The sequence below is a fragment of the Pseudomonas rhizosphaerae genome, assembly GCF_000761155.1.
Classification (GTDB): Bacteria; Pseudomonadota; Gammaproteobacteria; order Pseudomonadales; family Pseudomonadaceae; genus Aquipseudomonas; species Aquipseudomonas rhizosphaerae.
On sequence record NZ_CP009533.1, the window covers coordinates 888,951 to 906,538 of the forward strand.

Annotated in this window: 14 protein-coding genes; 9 read left to right on the top strand and 5 right to left on the bottom strand. The window is 62.6% G+C overall.

Annotation, left to right across the window (positions count from 1 at the left end; genetic code table 11):
* The first annotated feature begins 4 nt into the window (after positions 1 to 4).
* From LT40_RS04070 to lpxC, 4 genes are all read left to right on the top strand, one after another.
* Positions 5 to 874, top strand: coding sequence for a cell division protein FtsQ/DivIB (locus tag LT40_RS04070; RefSeq protein WP_043186852.1), 870 nt, complete (start codon positions 5 to 7; stop codon positions 872 to 874).
* A gap of 14 nt (positions 875 to 888) precedes the next feature.
* Positions 889 to 2,145 (top strand): cell division protein FtsA, encoded by a 1,257-nt coding sequence (gene ftsA / locus LT40_RS04075; RefSeq protein WP_043186854.1) that lies wholly within the window; start codon positions 889 to 891, stop codon positions 2,143 to 2,145.
* Positions 2,146 to 2,197: 52 nt separating this feature from the next.
* On the top strand, positions 2,198 to 3,391 hold the full coding sequence (gene ftsZ, locus LT40_RS04080) for a cell division protein FtsZ (protein WP_043186856.1): 1,194 nt from the start codon (positions 2,198 to 2,200) through the stop codon (positions 3,389 to 3,391).
* Between the two features lie 112 nt (positions 3,392 to 3,503).
* Complete coding sequence (gene lpxC / locus LT40_RS04085; RefSeq protein ID WP_043186858.1) at positions 3,504 to 4,415, top strand: UDP-3-O-acyl-N-acetylglucosamine deacetylase; 912 nt, start codon at positions 3,504 to 3,506, stop codon at positions 4,413 to 4,415.
* A gap of 87 nt (positions 4,416 to 4,502) precedes the next feature.
* Here the strand turns inward: lpxC and LT40_RS04090 are convergent, their stop codons facing one another.
* Positions 4,503 to 4,958 (bottom strand): DUF721 domain-containing protein, encoded by a 456-nt coding sequence (locus LT40_RS04090; protein WP_043186860.1) that lies wholly within the window; start codon positions 4,956 to 4,958, stop codon positions 4,503 to 4,505.
* Between the two features lie 308 nt (positions 4,959 to 5,266).
* On the opposite strand from LT40_RS04090, the gene secA reads away from it, so the two are divergent.
* From secA to LT40_RS04105, 3 genes are all read left to right on the top strand, one after another.
* Positions 5,267 to 8,008 (top strand): preprotein translocase subunit SecA, encoded by a 2,742-nt coding sequence (gene secA / locus LT40_RS04095; RefSeq protein WP_043186862.1) that lies wholly within the window; start codon positions 5,267 to 5,269, stop codon positions 8,006 to 8,008.
* Between the two features lie 224 nt (positions 8,009 to 8,232).
* Positions 8,233 to 9,450, top strand: a complete 1,218-nt coding sequence (gene argJ / locus LT40_RS04100; protein ID WP_043186864.1) for a bifunctional glutamate N-acetyltransferase/amino-acid acetyltransferase ArgJ — start codon at positions 8,233 to 8,235, stop codon at positions 9,448 to 9,450.
* 68 nt (positions 9,451 to 9,518) lie between these two features.
* Entirely contained in the window at positions 9,519 to 10,463 is a 945-nt protein-coding gene (locus tag LT40_RS04105; protein WP_043186866.1) for a Nudix family hydrolase, read from the top strand.
* Between the two features lie 98 nt (positions 10,464 to 10,561).
* Here LT40_RS04105 and LT40_RS04110 read toward each other — a convergent pair whose 3' ends face one another.
* From LT40_RS04110 to LT40_RS04120, 3 genes are all read right to left on the bottom strand, one after another.
* Entirely contained in the window at positions 10,562 to 11,122 is a 561-nt protein-coding gene (locus tag LT40_RS04110; protein ID WP_043186869.1) for a cob(I)yrinic acid a,c-diamide adenosyltransferase, read from the bottom strand.
* A gap of 2 nt (positions 11,123 to 11,124) precedes the next feature.
* On the bottom strand, positions 11,125 to 13,140 hold the full coding sequence (locus LT40_RS04115) for a sensor histidine kinase (RefSeq protein ID WP_043186870.1): 2,016 nt from the start codon (positions 13,138 to 13,140) through the stop codon (positions 11,125 to 11,127).
* A 205-nt stretch (positions 13,141 to 13,345) separates the two neighbouring features.
* On the bottom strand, positions 13,346 to 14,257 hold the full coding sequence (locus LT40_RS04120) for a putative 2-dehydropantoate 2-reductase (RefSeq protein ID WP_043193283.1): 912 nt from the start codon (positions 14,255 to 14,257) through the stop codon (positions 13,346 to 13,348).
* Between the two features lie 202 nt (positions 14,258 to 14,459).
* Between LT40_RS04120 and LT40_RS04125 the strand changes: the two genes are divergently transcribed.
* Positions 14,460 to 14,939, top strand: a complete 480-nt coding sequence (locus LT40_RS04125; protein WP_043186872.1) for a YajQ family cyclic di-GMP-binding protein — start codon at positions 14,460 to 14,462, stop codon at positions 14,937 to 14,939.
* Between the two features lie 177 nt (positions 14,940 to 15,116).
* Positions 15,117 to 15,974, top strand: a complete 858-nt coding sequence (locus LT40_RS04130) for a mechanosensitive ion channel family protein (RefSeq protein ID WP_043186874.1) — start codon at positions 15,117 to 15,119, stop codon at positions 15,972 to 15,974.
* Between the two features lie 62 nt (positions 15,975 to 16,036).
* On the opposite strand, the gene LT40_RS04135 is transcribed toward LT40_RS04130, so the two are convergent.
* Complete coding sequence (locus tag LT40_RS04135; protein WP_043186877.1) at positions 16,037 to 17,575, bottom strand: AmpG family muropeptide MFS transporter; 1,539 nt, start codon at positions 17,573 to 17,575, stop codon at positions 16,037 to 16,039.
* Positions 17,576 to 17,588 lie beyond the last annotated feature (13 nt).

The following is a 17,588-nucleotide window of genomic DNA, read 5'->3' on the forward strand; positions in this document are numbered from 1 at the left end:
GACCATGCACGGCCCAATGATTCGCCATCAGTCACCTGCCATCGGCCGCAACAAGCCGGTGCCGCGTGGTGCCAGCCGCATGGTGGCCAAGGAGCCACTGTCGGTGCGCCTGCCCAAGGCCAACTTCAGCATCTTCAGGAAGCTGATGTGGCCGGTGCTGCTGGTGGGTCTGGGCTTTGGCACCTACGAAGGGGCTCAGTACCTGATGCCCTACGCCGACCGACCGATCACCAAGGTGTCGGTGCAGGGCGACTTGGCCTACATCAACCAGGAGTCGGTGCAGGAGCGCATCCAGCCCTATGTCGGCACGACGTTCTTCAGCATCGACCTGACCCGCATGCGCACCGAGCTTGAAACCATGCCCTGGATCGCCCACGCCGAAGTGCGCCGGGTGTGGCCCGACCAGGTGGTGATTCGCCTGGAAGAGCAACTGCCAGTGGCGCGCTGGGGCAACGAGTCGCTGCTCAACAACCAGGGCCAGGCGTTCGCGCCTCGCGAACTGGGTAACTACGAACACTTGCCGCAGTTGTTCGGCCCGGCACGGGCCCAACAGCAGGTGATGCAGCAATACCAGGTGCTGAGTCAGATGTTGCGTCCATTGGGCTATTCGGTTGCCCGACTGGAACTGACCGAACGCGGCAGCTGGTTTCTCACCACAGGCGCAGGAAGCGCCGGCCCGGGCATCGAGCTGTTGCTGGGGCGTGACCACTTGCTGGAAAAAATGCGCCGCTTTATCGCCATTTACGACAAGACACTGAAAGAACAGATCACGAATATCGCGCGTATCGACCTGCGCTATGCCAACGGCCTGGCCGTGGGCTGGCGTGAACCGAGCGCCCCGATGGCGGACAAGCCCGCCGTCGCGAAGAATTGACAAGAGGCAGGACCATGGCAAACGTTCAAAGCGGCAAAATGATCGTCGGGCTGGACATCGGCACTTCCAAGGTGGTGGCGCTGGTGGGCGAGGTTGCGGCCGACGGTACGCTGGACATCGTCGGGATCGGTACCCACCCCTCGCGCGGCCTGAAGAAGGGCGTGGTGGTGAACATCGAGTCGACCGTGGCGTCGATCCAGCGTGCGGTCGAAGAAGCCCAGCTGATGGCCGGTTGCCGCATCCACTCGGCGTTCGTCGGTGTCGCAGGTAATCACATTCGCAGCCTGAACTCCCATGGTATCGTGGCCATTCGCGACCGTGAGGTCAGCACGGCAGACCTGGAGCGGGTTCTGGATGCGGCTCAGGCCGTGGCGATCCCAGCCGATCAGCGCGTATTGCACACCCTGCCGCAGGATTACGTGATCGACAACCAGGAAGGCGTTCGCGAGCCTCTGGGCATGTCGGGCGTGCGTCTGGAGGCCAAGGTCCATGTGGTGACCTGCGCGGTCAACGCTGCGCAGAACATCGAGAAGTGCGTGCGCCGTTGCGGCCTGGAAATCGACGACATCATCCTCGAGCAGTTGGCCTCGGCCTACTCGGTGCTGACCGACGACGAGAAGGAACTGGGCGTCTGCCTGGTGGACATCGGCGGCGGCACCACCGATATCGCCATCTTCACCGAGGGCGCCATCCGCCACACCGCGGTTATTCCCATTGCCGGCGATCAGGTCACCAACGACATCGCAATGGCCCTGCGCACACCCACGCAGTACGCCGAAGAGATCAAGATCCGCTACGCCTGCGCCCTGGCCAAGCTGGCCGGCGCCGGTGAGACCATCAAGGTGCCCAGCGTTGGCGACCGTCCTCCGCGCGAGCTGTCGCGCCAGGCGTTGGCCGAAGTCGTCGAGCCACGCTACGACGAGCTGTTCACCCTGATCCAGGCCGAACTGCGTCGCAGCGGCTACGAAGACCTCATCCCGGCCGGCATCGTGCTGACCGGCGGTACGGCAAAAATGGAAGGCGCGGTCGAGCTGGCCGAAGAAATCTTCCACATGCCGGTGCGCCTGGGCGTACCGCATAGCGTGCGGGGGCTGAGCGACGTGATCAGCAACCCGATCTATTCCACCGGCGTGGGCCTGCTGATGTATGGCCTGCAGAAACAGTCCGATGGCTTGAACCTGTCAGGCATCAGCAACAGCAGCAGTTATAGCGACGACACCAAGGCTCCAGTGCTGGAACGGCTGAAGCGTTGGGTACAAGGCAATTTCTGATTCAAAACGGCAGTAGCGGTAGGCGCACACAAATAGAGAAAGGAGAGGGCACATGTTCGAACTCGTAGACAACATCCCGCAAAGCCCGGTAATCAAAGTTATCGGTGTCGGCGGTGGCGGCGGCAACGCCGTCAACCACATGGTCAAGAGCAACATCGAAGGCGTTGAGTTCATCTGCGCCAACACCGATGCTCAGGCACTCAAGAACATCGGCGCACGTACCATCCTGCAGCTGGGCACCGGCGTGACCAAGGGCCTGGGCGCTGGCGCCAACCCCGAAGTCGGCCGTCAGGCCGCGATGGAAGACCGCGAGCGCATCGCCGAAGTGCTGCAAGGCACCAACATGGTCTTCATCACCACCGGCATGGGTGGCGGTACCGGTACCGGTGCAGCGCCGATCATTGCCGAAGTGGCCAAGGAAATGGGCATCCTGACCGTTGCGGTCGTGACCCGTCCGTTCCCCTTCGAAGGCCGCAAGCGCATGCAGATCGCCGACGAAGGCATTCGCATGCTGTCCGAAAGCGTCGACTCGTTGATCACCATTCCCAACGAGAAGCTGCTGACCATCCTGGGCAAGGACGCCAGCCTGCTGTCGGCGTTCGCCAAGGCCGACGACGTGCTGGCCGGTGCCGTTCGCGGTATCTCCGACATCATCAAGCGTCCGGGCATGATCAACGTCGACTTCGCCGACGTGCGCACCGTGATGAGCGAAATGGGCATGGCGATGATGGGTACCGGCTGCGCCACCGGCCCGAACCGCGCTCGCGAGGCCACCGAAGCGGCCATTCGCAACCCGTTGCTCGAAGACGTCAACCTGCAGGGCGCCCGTGGCATCCTGGTCAACATCACTGCAGGCCCGGACCTGTCGCTGGGTGAATACTCCGACGTGGGTAGCATCATCGAAGCGTTCGCCTCCGACCACGCGATGGTCAAGGTCGGCACCGTGATCGATCCGGACATGCGCGACGAGCTGCACGTCACTGTCGTCGCCACTGGCCTGGGTGCGAAGATCGAGAAGCCTGTGAAGGTCATCGACAACACCATGCAGACCGCGGCGCAGACGCCTCCACCTTCGCAGCAACCTGCTCGCCAGGATGCACCGTCGGTGAACTACCGCGACCTGGATCGCCCGACCGTAATGCGCAACCAGGCACACGCCGGCGCAGCAGCGGCGGCCAAGCTCAATCCACAAGATGACCTGGATTACCTGGACATCCCGGCCTTCCTGCGTCGTCAGGCCGATTGATGCAATTTATCAGGGGTATTAGGGTGATTGGTGTTCAGCAAAGGTTCGGTCTGCTATCATCGCCAGCCTTTGTTGATACCAGTTCGCAATTTGCGCTGAAGCGGCCAATGCCATGATTAAACAACGCACCCTGAAGAATATTATCCGTGCCACAGGCGTCGGCTTGCACTCCGGTGAGAAGGTCTACCTGACCTTGAAGCCTGCGCCCGTGGATACCGGCATCGTGTTCTGCCGCGTCGACCTTGATCCGGTCGTGCAGATTCCTGCGCGCGCCCACAATGTCGGCGCCACCACGATGTCCACCACTTTGGTCAATGGCGACGTCAAGGTCGACACCGTAGAGCATCTACTGTCGGCCATGGCGGGCCTGGGAATCGATAACGCCTACGTCGAGCTCTCCGCGTCCGAAGTGCCGATCATGGATGGCAGCGCCGGACCCTTCGTATTCCTGATTCAATCGGCGGGCCTGGAAGAACAGGACGCGCCGAAGAAATTCATCCGGATCCTGCGTGAAGTGACAGTGACAGAGGGCGACAAGCGCGCCACCTTCCTGCCTTTCGAAGGGTTCAAGGTGAGCTTCGAAATAGATTTCGATCATCCTGTCTTCAAGGATCGCACGCAGAGTGCCAGCGTCGACTTTTCCAGTACCTCCTTCGTGAAGGAAGTCAGTCGCGCCCGGACATTCGGTTTCATGAGCGACCTTGAATACCTGCGCAAGCACAATCGTGCACTGGGCGGTAGCGTCGAGAACGCTATCGTGGTGGACGAGGCAGGCGTCATGAATGAGGACGGTCTTCGCTACGAAGACGAATTCGTCAAACACAAGATTCTCGATGCAATCGGCGATCTCTATCAGCTGGGTAACAGCCTGATTGGCGAATTCCGTGGCTACAAGTCGGGCCATGCACTGAACAACCAGCTTCTGCGTCGTCTGCTCGAGCAGGACGATGCCTGGGAAGTGGTCACGTTCGAAGATGCCAGCACGGTACCGATCTCCTACATGCGGCCAGCTGCGTTGGGTTGATACAACCTCTCTTCTCTGGTTTCACTTTTCTAGGCCACCCAATGGGTGGCTTTTTTTTGCCTGGGGTTCAGGGCCTGGCCAGTGCGCTCAGCGCACGCGCTTGGCGTGGGCCGCCAGCCGCTCCAGTGCCGCACGCAGGTTGGGATCGCTGATGCCCTCGGCAGTGGCCTGGATGTTCTCGCCCGCGCTGATGGACAGGTCGATGCTGCGCTCGCCGGCCTTGCTCTGCACGGTGGGCGGTTGCACCTTGAACAGGATGCGCGTCAGGCTGCTGAATTCCGGCAAGGCCTGCAGATCGCGCTGCAGGCGCTTCTGCTGATAGCGCAGGCGCGTGGCCCAGTGGCCGTCGGTGACGATCAGCAGCAGGCTGCCTTCGCGCCATGAGGCGACGTAGCAATGCTGGCGCGCTGCCGGTTGCAGTTGGCTCTCGAACAGGCGTTGCAGGTGCGACAAGCGCTGGGCGTGGCTGAACAGGGCCTTGAGCGGCTTGGCTTCGCGCAGCAGAACCGCTGGTGCCCGGGCGGGCAGGGGGCGAAAGACCATGAAGATACACCTGAAGTTACAGAGTCGGCATGTTAACAGAATCCCTTGTCGACACCGGTTTGCATGGGTCCTGCAGACGGTCCGCAAGCGTTCGAGTGGATGACATCTGCACCTTGCGGGTTGAAGTTGCCGAAAAAGCCCTTATTGTAAAACCGCCCCGTCACAACGCTGTGCCAGCATCGTGGACATCACGCCACTTTCCTCTCCATCGTTTCCGGGTAGAATGCTCGTTCGCATGCGGCCATGAGGGCTGCACGGGCGACTCACGGGGCCGCCCTCCATCCCTATGTGTGGAAGATCCTGCCAATATGTTTGCGCCTTTGTTAAAGAAACTTTTTGGAAGCAAGAACGAGCGTGAAGTACGACGCATGCTCAAGACGGTACAAGCCGTCAATGCCTTCGAAGAGCAGATGGTGGCCCTTTCGGACGAGCAGCTGCGCGCCAAGACCGCAGAGTTCAAGGCCCGCCTGGCAAAAGGCGAGACCCTCGACCAACTGCTGCCCGAAGCCTTCGCCGTCTGCCGCGAAGCCGGCAAGCGTGTCATGGGCATGCGGCACTTCGATGTCCAGTTGATCGGCGGCATCACCCTGCACGAAGGCATGATTGCCGAGATGCGCACCGGTGAAGGCAAGACCCTGGTAGCGACCCTGGGCGTGTACCTCAACGCGTTGTCCGGCAAGGGCGTGCACGTGGTCACGGTCAACGACTACCTGGCCCGTCGCGACGCCAACTGGATGCGTCCGCTGTACGAATACCTGGGCCTGACCGTGGGCGTGGTCACGCCGTTCGCTCCGCCGGAAGAGAAGCGTCTGGCCTATGCCGCCGACATCACCTACGGCACCAACAACGAATTCGGTTTCGACTACCTGCGCGACAACATGGCGTTCAGCATGGAAGAGAAATTCCAGCGCGAGCTGAATTTCGCCGTGATCGACGAAGTCGACTCCATCCTCATCGACGAAGCCCGTACGCCGCTGATCATCTCCGGCCAGGCCGAGGACAGCTCCAAGCTGTACACCGAAATCAACCGCCTGATCCCGCAACTCGAGCAGCACATCGAGGAAGTCGAGGGACAGGTCACCAAGGAAGGCCACTACAGCATTGACGAGAAGACCCGCCAGGTCGAACTCAACGAAGGCGGCCACCAGTACATCGAGGAAATGCTCACCCGCGCCGGCCTGCTGGCCGAAGGCGAGAGCCTCTACTCGGCACACAACCTGGGTCTGCTGACCCACGTCTATGCCGGCCTGCGCGCGCACAAGCTGTTCAACCGCAACGTCGAATACATCGTCCAGGACGGGCAGATCCTGCTGGTCGACGAGCACACTGGCCGCACCATGCCGGGCCGTCGCCTGTCCGAGGGCCTGCACCAGGCCATTGAGGCCAAGGAAAACCTGAACATCCAGGCCGAGAGCCAGACCCTCGCCTCGACCACGTTCCAGAACTATTTCCGCCTGTACAACAAGCTCTCGGGCATGACCGGTACGGCCGATACCGAGGCCTTCGAGTTCGCCCAGATCTACCAGCTCAACGTGATGGTGATCCCGCCGAACAAGCCGCTGGCGCGCAAGGACTTCAACGACCTGGTCTACCTGACCGCGGACGAGAAGTACGCCGCCATCGTCACCGACATCAAGGAAAGCATGGCCCAGGGCCGGCCGGTGCTGGTGGGTACTGCGACCATCGAAACCTCCGAGCACATGTCGCGCCTGCTCAACCAGGAAGGCATCGAGCACAAGGTGCTCAACGCCAAGTTCCACGAGAAGGAAGCCGAGATCATCGCCCAGGCCGGTCGTCCCGGCGCGCTGACCATCGCCACCAACATGGCCGGTCGGGGTACCGACATCCTGCTGGGCGGCAACTGGGAAGTGGAAGTCGCTTCCCTGGAAAATCCATCCGAAGAGCAGATCGCGCAGATCAAGGCCGACTGGCAGAAGCGTCACCAGCAGGTGCTTGAATCCGGTGGCCTGCATGTGATCGCTTCCGAGCGCCATGAATCGCGCCGTATCGACAACCAGTTGCGTGGCCGTGCTGGTCGCCAGGGTGACGCCGGCTCCAGCCGCTTCTACCTGTCGCTGGAAGACAGCCTGATGCGTATCTTCGCCTCCGACCGGGTGAAGAACTTCATGAAAGCGTTGGGCATGCAGTCCGGCGAAGCCATCGAGCATCGCATGGTGACCAACGCCATCGAGAAGGCCCAGCGCAAGGTGGAAGGCCGCAACTTCGACATCCGCAAGCAGTTGCTGGAATTCGACGACGTCGCCAACGAGCAGCGCAAGGTCATCTACCACATGCGCAATAGCTTGCTGGCGTCCGACAATGTCGGCGACACCATTGCCGACTTCCGCCAGGAAGTGCTTGGCCAGTTGTTTGCCCAGCACATTCCGCCCCAGTCGCTGCCCGAGCAGTGGGACGTGGCCGGTCTGGAAGCGGCCCTGCAGACCGATTTCGGTGTGAGCCTGCCGATCCAGCAGTGGCTGGACGCCGACGACAAGCTGTACGAAGAGACCCTGCGCGAGAAGGTCATGGCCGAGCTGCTGGCGGCCTACACCGAGAAGGAAGACCAGGCCAGCGCCGATGCCCTGCGTACCTTCGAGAAGCAGATTCTGCTGCGCGTGCTCGACGACCTGTGGAAAGATCACCTGTCGACCATGGACCACCTGCGTCACGGTATTCACCTGCGCGGCTATGCCCAGAAGAACCCGAAGCAGGAATACAAGCGCGAGTCGTTCAGCCTGTTCCAGGAACTGCTCGATTCGATCAAGCGCGACACCATTCGTGTGCTGTCCCACGTCCAGGTGCGCCGAGAAGATCCGGTCGAGGAAGAAGCGCGTCTGCGTCGCGATGCCGAGGAATTGGCTGCGCGCATGCAGTTCGAACACGCTCCGGCGCCTGGCCTGGATCAGCCCGAAGTGTTGGCCGAAGATGCCGAAGTCATTGCCGCTACCGTGTCGGAGCCAGTGCGCAACGACCAGAAGCTGGGCCGCAACGAGTTGTGCTGGTGCGGTTCGGGCAAGAAATTCAAGCATTGCCACGGCAAGATCGACTGATCGCGTTCCGACAGGCTTTGCAGCAATATCACGCCGCGACATGCCTGGGCTGTCCGTAGGAGCGGTCATCGGCCGCGAAGGCCGCACCGCGTAGAGACAGCTATGCGGTGTCGTCTGCTTCGCGGCCGCTGACCGCTCCCACGGAAGTTCTGTAGCGTATTCGTAGCGTCAACCATTATGGCGGCGTCGACGATACGCCGCAGATTCCTCAAAGGAGTGCTCACATGGCTGTTGGTCTTGGTCCGTTGCCCACGCTGCATCCGGTTCCCGGTTTCGAGTTGGGCATTTCCAGTGCCGGTATCAAACGCCCAGGGCGCAAGGACGTCGTGGTCATGCGCTGCGCCGAGGGTTCCAGCGTCGCTGGGGTGTTCACCCTGAACGCCTTCTGCGCGGCACCGGTGATCGTCTCCAAGCAGCGTGTGGGCGGCGCCGTGCGTTATCTGCTGACCAACACCGGCAACGCCAACGCTGGTACCGGTGAGCCTGGACTGGCCGCCGCCGAGCGCACTACCGCGCGTCTTGCCCAATTGACGGGCGTGGACGCCAGCGCCGTGCTGCCGTTTTCCACAGGGGTGATCGGCGAGCCACTGCCTGTGGAGAAAATCGAAGGGGCCTTGCAGGCCGCCCTCGATGACCTCTCGATCGACAACTGGGCAGCTGCAGCCACTGGCATCATGACCACCGACACGCTGCCCAAAGGTGCCAGCCGTCAGTTCCAGCACGAGGGCGTGACCGTCACCGTGACCGGTATCAGCAAGGGCGCGGGCATGATTCGCCCGAACATGGCAACCATGCTGGGCTACATCGCCACCGATGCCAAGGTCGCTTCCCACGTGCTGCAGGATCTGCTGCGCGACGGTGCCAACAAGTCGTTCAACCGCATCACCATCGACGGCGACACCTCGACCAACGACTGCTGCATGCTGGTCGCCACCGGGCAGGCTGCCTTGCCGGAAATCAGCGAGGCCAGCGGCCCGCTGTTCGCCGCGCTCAAGCAGGCCGTGTTCGAGGTGTGCATGGAAGTGGCCCAGGCCATCGTCCGCGACGGCGAGGGGGCGACCAAGTTCGTCACGGTACAGGTCAACGGCGGCGGCAACCACCAGGAATGCCTGGACGTGGCCTACACCGTGGCCCACTCGCCGCTGATCAAGACGGCGCTGTTCGCTTCCGATCCGAACTGGGGGCGCATCCTGGCCGCTGTGGGCCGGGCCGGTGTGCCGGAGTTGGATGTCAGCAAGATCGATGTGTTCCTGGGCGAGGTGTGCATCGCCAGCCGTGGCGCCCGTGCCGCCAGCTACACCGAAGAGCAGGGCTCGGCGGTGATGGCGCAGGAAGAGATCGGTATCCGGATCGAGCTGGGTCGCGGCGATTGCAGCGAGACCATCTGGACCACCGACCTGTCCCACGAATATGTGAAGATCAACGCCGAATACCGTACCTGACCGGCGCGCCCGGCTGCACCTTGCAGGTGCAGTCGGGCGTTGGCAGCTCAGCGCGGTCTGGAGATCGAGTGAAACGAGTACATGTAGCCGCTGCGGTGATCCGTGGCGCAGATAACCGCATCCTGATTGCCCGCCGTGGCGATACCCAGCACCAAGGCGGCCTGTGGGAGTTTCCCGGTGGCAAGGTCGAGGCCGACGAGACGGTGCACACAGCCTTGGCGCGTGAGCTGCGCGAGGAGCTGGGTATCGAAGTCAGCCAGGCGCGGCCTTTGATCAAGGTGCAGCACGACTACGCCGACAAGCAGGTCCTGCTGGATGTCTGGGAAGTGTCTGCGTTCACCGGCGAAGCCCATGGTGCCGAGGGCCAGCCGTTGGCATGGGTCAAGGCGCGCGAACTGCCCGGTTATGAGTTTCCCGAGGCCAATCGCCCCATCGTTACGGCGGCGAGCCTGCCGGGTGAGTACCTCATCACGCCAGATGGGCTCGACAACCCGACCCTGCTGCGCGGTATGCAGAAGGCGATCGCCGGCGGCATCAAGCTACTGCAACTGCGCGCGCCCAACGGCTACGATCCGCAGTACCGCGACCTTGCCGTGGATGCGGTCGGGTTATGCGCCGGCAAGGCCCAGCTGATGCTCAAGGGCCCGCTGGAATGGCTGGGCGATTTTCCCTCCGCCGGATGGCACCTGACCTCGGCGCAGCTGCGCAAATACGCCAGCAAAGGTCGGCCGTTTCCGCAGGAGCGGTGGCTGGCGACCTCCTGTCACAACGCCGAAGAGCTGGCCTTGGCGCAGCAGATGGGCGTGGATTTCGTGACCTTGTCGCCCGTGCAGCCGACCCAGACTCATCCCGATGCCCAGCCACTGGGCTGGGATCAGGCGCGTGGTTTGGTCGAGAGTTTCAACCAGCCGGTGTTCCTGCTCGGTGGGCTGGGGCCGCAGGATCAGGCGAAAGCTTGGGAAATCGGTGCCCAAGGCGTCGCAGGTATCCGTGCCTTCTGGCCCTCTTCCTGACGACCGCTCCGCGCACCCCCTGTAGCAGCGGCGCAAGCCGCGTCAGCGGTCACTCAAGACCCACTGACATGACGCAGTACAAATGACCTGCGCCACCCTTACGATTTGGCAGGCTGCCACAGAATTTCAGCAACCGCCTGACGCCGAGCAATGATCCGCGCCGCCACGAACAACAGGTCGGACAGCCTGTTGATATAAGCCAGGCTCACTGCCGACAAAGGCTCCACCGCATTGAGCTGCTGGCAGCGACGCTCAGCAGTGCGTGCCAGGCTGCGACAGACATGGGCCTGGGCGATCAGCATCGAGCCTCCTGGCAAAATGAAATTCTCCAGCGGGCCCACTTCTTCGTTCCAGGTATCGATTGCCGCTTCGAGACGCTCCACCTCACCTGCTGTAAGCGCCTGGTACGCAGGCATGGCCAACTCACCGCCCAGATCGAACAGACGGTGCTGGCAGGGTATGAGCACCTCGCTCACCTCGTTAAGCCGCGAATCCTCCGCCAGCCCCGCCAGCAGCACGCCCAGTTGGCTGTTCAAGGTATCGACTTCACCGATGGCCTCCACCCGTGGGTGGTCCTTTGGCACTCGACGCCCGTCGCCGAGCCCGGTTTCACCCTGGTCGCCGGTGCGCGTGTAAATCTTCGACAGGCGAAAGCCCATGCTCATATCTCCGTGGTGGTGAGGGGCAGCGGGTTGCCTGCCAGCGGCAGGCGCAGGGTGAAGCAGGTGCCCTGACCGGGGCTGGATTGCACTTCCATCTGGCCCTTGTGGTTGTTGGTGATGATGAAGTAGGACACCGACAGGCCCAGCCCCGTGCCCTGGCCGATTTCCTTGGTGGTGAAGAACGGCTCGAAGGTGCGCTTGCGTACGCTTTCTGGCATCCCCACGCCATTGTCCTCGACCTGGATTTCCGCCCACGGCGGGTTCAGCCGGGTACGCAGGATGATGCGCCCCGGTTCCTGCTCGTCGTTGCGCTGGTGAATGGCCTGGGCGGCGTTCTTCAACAGGTTGAGCAGCACCTGTTCCAACTCGTTGGCCGTGCCGGGTACCGGGCCCAGTGCAGGGTCGAACTGGCGCACGATGTTCTGGCCCTTGAAATCGAAACCGATCGCCAGGTCGAAGTCGTTGCCGGCGATCTCCACCGCCTGATCGATCAGCGCCGGCAGGTCGCAGGGGGCCATCTCGCGGGTGCTGCGGCGGCTGAAGCTGAGCATGTGGGTAACGATTTTCGCGGCCCGTGCGCCGGCCTGCTGAATGCCGTCGAGCAGCTGTGGGATCTCTCTTCCTTGCAGGTAGGCATTCACTGCTGCCAGGTCGATACCGGCGTCGCTGGCCTGTTCCAGATTCTTCGGCAGATCGGCGGAGAGGCGGCGCCTGACGTTCTGCACGTTGTGCAGGATCGCGCCGAGCGGGTTATTGATCTCGTGGGCCATGCCCGCCGCCAGGCCACCGACCGACAGCATTTTTTCCGACTGCACCATCATCTCTTCCAGGGACAGGCGTTGAGTGATGTCGTCGATGCGAATCACCACGCCGCGACCGGCGCCGCCCATCAGCGGATAGAACGTCAGCGCGTAGTGGCGGGGGTTGTCGTCCTTGACCCAGGTCACCCGCTCGATCTTGGCCACCGTGTGTTCTTCGACCGTGGTCTTGAGCTGGGGCAGGAACGGCTTGAGCGGGGCGAAGGCAAGAAAGATCGGCTGATTGAGCGCCTCGTCCAGGGGCGTGCCGGAGAGCGCGCTGGCTTCCTGGTTCCATTGGGTGACGTACAGTTGCTCATCGAGGGCGATGAGTGCGGAGGGCATGGAGTCGATGATGCTGTTGAGGTAGTTCTGAAAACCGGTGAGCTTCTTTTCGATCTTGCTGCGCACCTGGACCTCGAGCTCCAGCTTGCGGTTGGTGTGGCGGGTTTCTTCAGCAAGGCCCTGGGCCTGATCGTAGGCGGCCTGGGAGTCGTCGCGGGCACGCTTGAGTTGCTGCTCACGTGCTTCGATACGCGAAAGCATGGTGTTGAAGGCTTCCGCCAGGCTACCGATTTCGTCACGGTTGCCGCGCCCGGCGCGCAGGGCGTAGTTCTCTTCGCGGGTGACCTGCCGCGAGAGCTCTTCGAGGCGATAGATGGGTTGGGTGATCAGGCGCTTGATCTGGCGGGCGATGATCATCCACAACAGCACGCTGAACACCAGAATGCCGAGGCTCGCAGTGAGGGTGCCGGTGTAGAACGCCACGGGCAGCTCGCTGCTGGCTACCAGCAACAGATGGCCGGCGTTGGGCAGCGGGACCAACTGGGTGCTGCGGAATTCGGTGGAGCGCCAGCTTTCGATGGTGTCGAAGCGCGCTGGCATCTTCAGGCGGTCACCGTGTTGCAGCTGGGCAAGGCGCTCGCCCTGGGCGTCGTAGAGGGCTGCGGCGCGCAGCGGCGAATAGCTGTTGAGCTCTTCGAGCAACGCCTCGGCGTCTTGCGGCGAGCGTGCCGCCCGCTGCGCGAGGTTGGGGTTGGCCAGCAGTCGACCGATGGTCTGCAGGGCCTGGGGTGCCATGCTTTCCTGGGAAATCCAGTAGGCTGCACTGATGAAGGTCAGGTTGGCGACCAGCAGTACCGTGGTCAACAGCACCAGCAGGGCAGCCAGCAGCTTCTGGCCAACCGGCAGGTTTTCGAGTCTCTGGCGCAGGGGCATTGGGGTGGTCGCTTCCAGGGTAGGGCAGGGCGTCAGTGTAGCAAACTGTTTTGCAAGCGCCGTGGGAGTGCTCGTTGGCCACGGAGCAGGTACTGCGATTTGCCTGACACATCGTGTCGCCTGTTTCGCGGCCGATGACCGCTCCTACAGGGCGTGCGAGCCTCGTGTAGGAGCGGTCCGCGGCCGCGAAAGGAGCGACGCGGCTTCAGGGCTTGTGCAGGGCCTTCGTCAGTCGTGCCTGCAGCCGTTGTAGACCCGGCACCTCGCACTGGTGGTCGAGCGCCGCCGTGCAGGCGTAACCCAAAAGGTAGTCGACCTCGGTTCGGCGGCCCTGGTCGACGTCCTGGTACATCGATGAGTAATTGGCAGCCGTTGCCTGGATGACTCGCTGCACCTCTTCATGCAGACCGTCGGCTGCGGCCGTCTGCCCGCATGCGCGCAGCAGTTTTGCCAGCTCGGCGCACAGCGCTGCCACTTCGTCAGGGTGATCGGCCAACGCCCCGTTGCGACAGCCATGCAGCACGGTCAGCGGATTGATTGCGCAATTGAGTGCCAGTTTGCGCCACAGGCGCGATTCGATGTCGTCTGTCCACTGATGAGCGATGCCCGCCTGGACCAGGTCAGCCAGCAGCGCCACCGGAGCCTCGGCACGGCCTGGATCGGCATCGCCGAGCCAGGTGAGACCCTGCCCGGCGAACACCGTCTGGAAATCACTGGCGCGATAGGCGCCTTCGGTGGTCGAGGCATAGAGGCAGCGTGCCTGCGGTAGCATCCGGGCCACCGCTTGCTGGCTGCCCATGCCGTTCTGCAACAGGATCACCTCGGCGCCTGGCGCCAGGCGGTCGGCGATACGGGTGATGGCCGCTTGCGCATCGTAGGCCTTGCAGGCCAGCAGCAGACGAGTGATCGGCTCGTCGCTGTTCGCGGTCGTGGCCGGCAGGCAGTGAACGCGGGTCTGGTCGCCCTCGATCAGGCGCAGCCCGCCGGCATCATGGTAGGCCTGCAGGCGCGCTGTATTGCGCAGCAGCAGCTGCACCGGCACGCCAGCACGGTCCAGGCGGCAGGCCCACAGCGCACCCAGACTGCCGACCCCCAGTACATGCCAGGTTCGACTCAATGGACGCTCGGCGGCGGGCGCGTTGTTCAGGTCGGGCTTCTGCATTGCAGGCTCGCAGGGAATGTTGATGACCCACGCCGGAATTCAAGTCGCAGGTGGCCTTTCACCAGGCCGGCTCCCTTATAATGAGCGGGCATTTCAATCGTCAAGCCAGGCGTGCTCCTTCTTGCAACGAGCCGCCGATCATTTTTGGAGGAAACACATGCCCTCGTTCGACGTAGTGTCCGAGTTGGACAAGCACGAAGTCACCAACGCGGTCGACAACGCCATCAAGGAGCTGGACCGCCGTTACGATCTCAAGGGAAAAGGCAGCTTTGCCTTCAAGGAACTCACGGTCACCCTGACCGCCGAAGCCGAGTTCCAGCTGGAAGCCATGATCGAGATTCTCAAGATGGCACTGGTCAAGCGCAAGATCGACGTGCAGTGCCTCGAGGTCAAGGACGCCTATGCCTCGGGCAAGGAAATGAAGCAGGAAGCGGTGCTGCGCGAAGGCATCGAGAAGGAACTGGCGAAGAAGATCGTCGCCCACGTCAAGGATGCCAAGCTCAAGGTGCAGGCTGCCATCCAGGGTGAGCAAGTGCGCATCACCGGCAAGAAACGCGACGACCTGCAGGAAGCGATTGCCGCCCTGCGCGCCAAGGAATTCGGCATGCCCTTGCAGTTCAACAACTTCCGCGATTGATGAAGAACTGCGGCGTGGGCTGAACCTTGCCAAGTGACCGGCGTCGGAGCTTCAGTGCGGCCGGAGCCACTGGCGCCGCGGTTGTTGGAGCTTCCTGGGTCACGGCTCGGCGACGCCGGCGTCGGTTCATCCGGGCCCCCGCACGCATTTCTTGAACGAAGGCGGTAGGAGAACCCCATGGATTTGAACGCGGAAGTCAATCATCTGGTCCAGGCCTCGCAGGCCTGGATTCCGATGGTCATGCAGTACGGCAGCAAGGTCATCCTGGCCTTGGTGGTGCTGTGTGTGGGTTGGTGGCTGATCAATCGAGTCACCGCCAATCTGCAGAAACTGCTGGCCCTGCGTCACATCGATCTGGCTTTGCAGAACTTCATCGGCACGCTCGCCAACATCATCCTGAAAATCCTGTTGATGGTCAGCGTCGCCTCGATGATCGGCATCGAGACCACCTCGTTCGTGGCCGCCATCGGTGGTGCGACCCTGGCCATCGGCCTGGCCCTGCAGGGCAGCCTGGCGAATTTCGCCGGCGGTGTGCTGATCCTGCTGTTCCGTCCCTTTCGCATCGGCGACTGGATCGAAGCGCAAGGCGTGAGCGGCACCGTCGACTCGATCCAGATCTTCCACACCGTATTGCGCACCGGCGACAACCGCACGGTGATCCTGCCCAACGGCAATCTGTCCAATGGCATCATCACCAACACCAATCGTCAGCCTACGCGCAAGATCACCTTCGACATCGGTGTGGACTACGACGCCGACCTGCAGAAGGCCCGCGAGATCCTGCTGGACCTGGCCAAGGACCCGCGCGTGTTGCAGACCCCGGCACCCGAAGCGGTAGTGGCTGCCCTGGGTGACAGCTCGATCACCGTGTCCTTGCGAGTTTGGGTGAACACCGGCGATTTCGGCGGCGTGACCAACATGCTCAACGGCGAGATTCGCGATCGCCTGCGCGCCGAGGGCATCGACATTCCGTTCCCGCAGCGGGTGATCCGTGTGATGCAGGAAGACGCCAGGCAGGCTGACAAGCCGCAATGATCAAGTAGCCTGGCCAGCCGTAACGAAAAAGCCCCGGTCGTCATGGCCGGGGCTTTTTCTTGTCAGGACGCTTCTTCGTCCGGCCCATCGCGGGCGATGCGCGCATTCTCCTGCTTCCAGTGCAGAGCGATCAGCAGCAGGGTCGGCACGCCCAGCAAGGCCGTGATCAGGAAGAAATTGTGGTAGCCGAATTTCTCAACCATGACCCCTGAATAGCCCCCGATCAGGCGCGGCAGCAGGAGCATGATGGAGCTGAGCAGTGCGTACTGCGTCGCCGAGAACTTGAGGTTGGTCAGGCTCGACAGGTAGGCAACGAAGGCAGAGGTCGCCAGCCCGGAGCTGAAGTTGTCCAGCGAGATGGTCAGCACCAGCATCTGCAGATTCGGTCCCATGTCGGCCAGCATCAGGAACAGCAGGTTGGTCCCCGCCGAGGTGATGCCGCCGATGAACAGAATGGGCAGGATGCCGAAGCGCACGATCAGCAGCCCGCCGAAACCGGCGCCGAGCAGGGTCATGATCAGGCCGAAGATCTTGCTGACGCTGGCGATCTGGTCCTTGGTGAAACCCTGGTCGATATAGAAGACATTGGCCATGACCCCCATGACCGTGTCCGACATTCGGTAGGTGGCGATCAGCCCCAGCAACAGCAAGGCCTGCCAGCGGTAGCGCAGGATGAAGTCGTTGATCGGGGTGAGCACCGGTGCCAGCCCGCGGCGTCCGAACGAGGACAGGCAGACGGCGGTGAGGATAATGTAGAGCAGGGCACGCAGGAAGGCTCGGTCCTCGAGCAGCAGGTCGATCAGGCTCTGGCTGCCGAACAGCACACTGGCGAAATCGGTGTTGTACAGCTGGGTGAACATGGCCGGTACCGACACCAGCAGCACGATCAACACGAACACCGACATCAGCTGATGGCTGAAGCCATAGCGCGCCGCAGACAGTTGCGTGCGCAGGGCAACCGGTGGCTCTCGCATGACCAGCGTAGTGATCAGAGCCGGCACCATCAATACGCCAAACAGCAGATACGTGTTGGCCCAGGCCTGATGCAGATAGGCGAACCCGGTGGAGCCGAAACCTTCGGCGAAATACAGTGCGCCGGCGGTGGCCAGCAGTGCAGCCACGCGGTAGCCGGCCATGTAGCTGGCGGCGAGGGCGGCCTGGCGCTGGTCTTCGGCGATTTCCAGGCGGTAGGCATCCACCGCGATGTCCTGGGTGGCCGAGGCGAACGCGACCACCACGGCGATTGCGATCAACCACGACAGATGCTTTTGCGGGTCGCAGAAACTCATGCCCACCAGGCCAAGAATCACCAGTGCCTGGGCCAGCACCAGCCATGAGCGACGCCGCCCCAGCTTGCCGAGCAGCGGCAGTCGCCACTGGTCGAGCAGCGGCGACCACACCCATTTGAAGGCATAGGCCAGACCGATAAGGCTGGCGTAACCGATGGTTTCACGGGCGACGCCCGCTTCACGCAACCACACCGACAGGGTTGAAAACACCAGCATGTACGGCAGGCCGGCAGCGAAACCGAGCAGCAGAAGCACAACGGTGGAAGGGCTGGCATAAGCGGCGAGCGCGGCGCGCCAGGTTTTACGGGGCATGGGCTGGAATCTG

What these genes read in the sequence shown, in the direction of transcription:
- ftsA (WP_043186854.1), top strand. Translation starts at nt 889, where the DNA reads ATGGCAAACGTTCAAAGCGGCAAAATGATCGTCGGGCTGGACATCGGC.
- secA (WP_043186862.1), top strand. Translation starts at nt 5,267, where the DNA reads ATGTTTGCGCCTTTGTTAAAGAAACTTTTTGGAAGCAAGAACGAGCGT.
- LT40_RS04115 (WP_043186870.1), bottom strand. Translation starts at nt 13,140, where the DNA reads ATGCCCCTGCGCCAGAGACTCGAAAACCTGCCGGTTGGCCAGAAGCTG.
- ftsZ (WP_043186856.1), top strand. Translation starts at nt 2,198, where the DNA reads ATGTTCGAACTCGTAGACAACATCCCGCAAAGCCCGGTAATCAAAGTT.
- LT40_RS04125 (WP_043186872.1), top strand. Translation starts at nt 14,460, where the DNA reads ATGCCCTCGTTCGACGTAGTGTCCGAGTTGGACAAGCACGAAGTCACC.
- LT40_RS04135 (WP_043186877.1), bottom strand. Translation starts at nt 17,575, where the DNA reads ATGCCCCGTAAAACCTGGCGCGCCGCGCTCGCCGCTTATGCCAGCCCT.
- LT40_RS04130 (WP_043186874.1), top strand. Translation starts at nt 15,117, where the DNA reads ATGGATTTGAACGCGGAAGTCAATCATCTGGTCCAGGCCTCGCAGGCC.
- LT40_RS04070 (WP_043186852.1), top strand. Translation starts at nt 5, where the DNA reads ATGCACGGCCCAATGATTCGCCATCAGTCACCTGCCATCGGCCGCAAC.
- argJ (WP_043186864.1), top strand. Translation starts at nt 8,233, where the DNA reads ATGGCTGTTGGTCTTGGTCCGTTGCCCACGCTGCATCCGGTTCCCGGT.
- LT40_RS04110 (WP_043186869.1), bottom strand. Translation starts at nt 11,122, where the DNA reads ATGGGCTTTCGCCTGTCGAAGATTTACACGCGCACCGGCGACCAGGGT.
- LT40_RS04090 (WP_043186860.1), bottom strand. Translation starts at nt 4,958, where the DNA reads ATGGTCTTTCGCCCCCTGCCCGCCCGGGCACCAGCGGTTCTGCTGCGC.
- lpxC (WP_043186858.1), top strand. Translation starts at nt 3,504, where the DNA reads ATGATTAAACAACGCACCCTGAAGAATATTATCCGTGCCACAGGCGTC.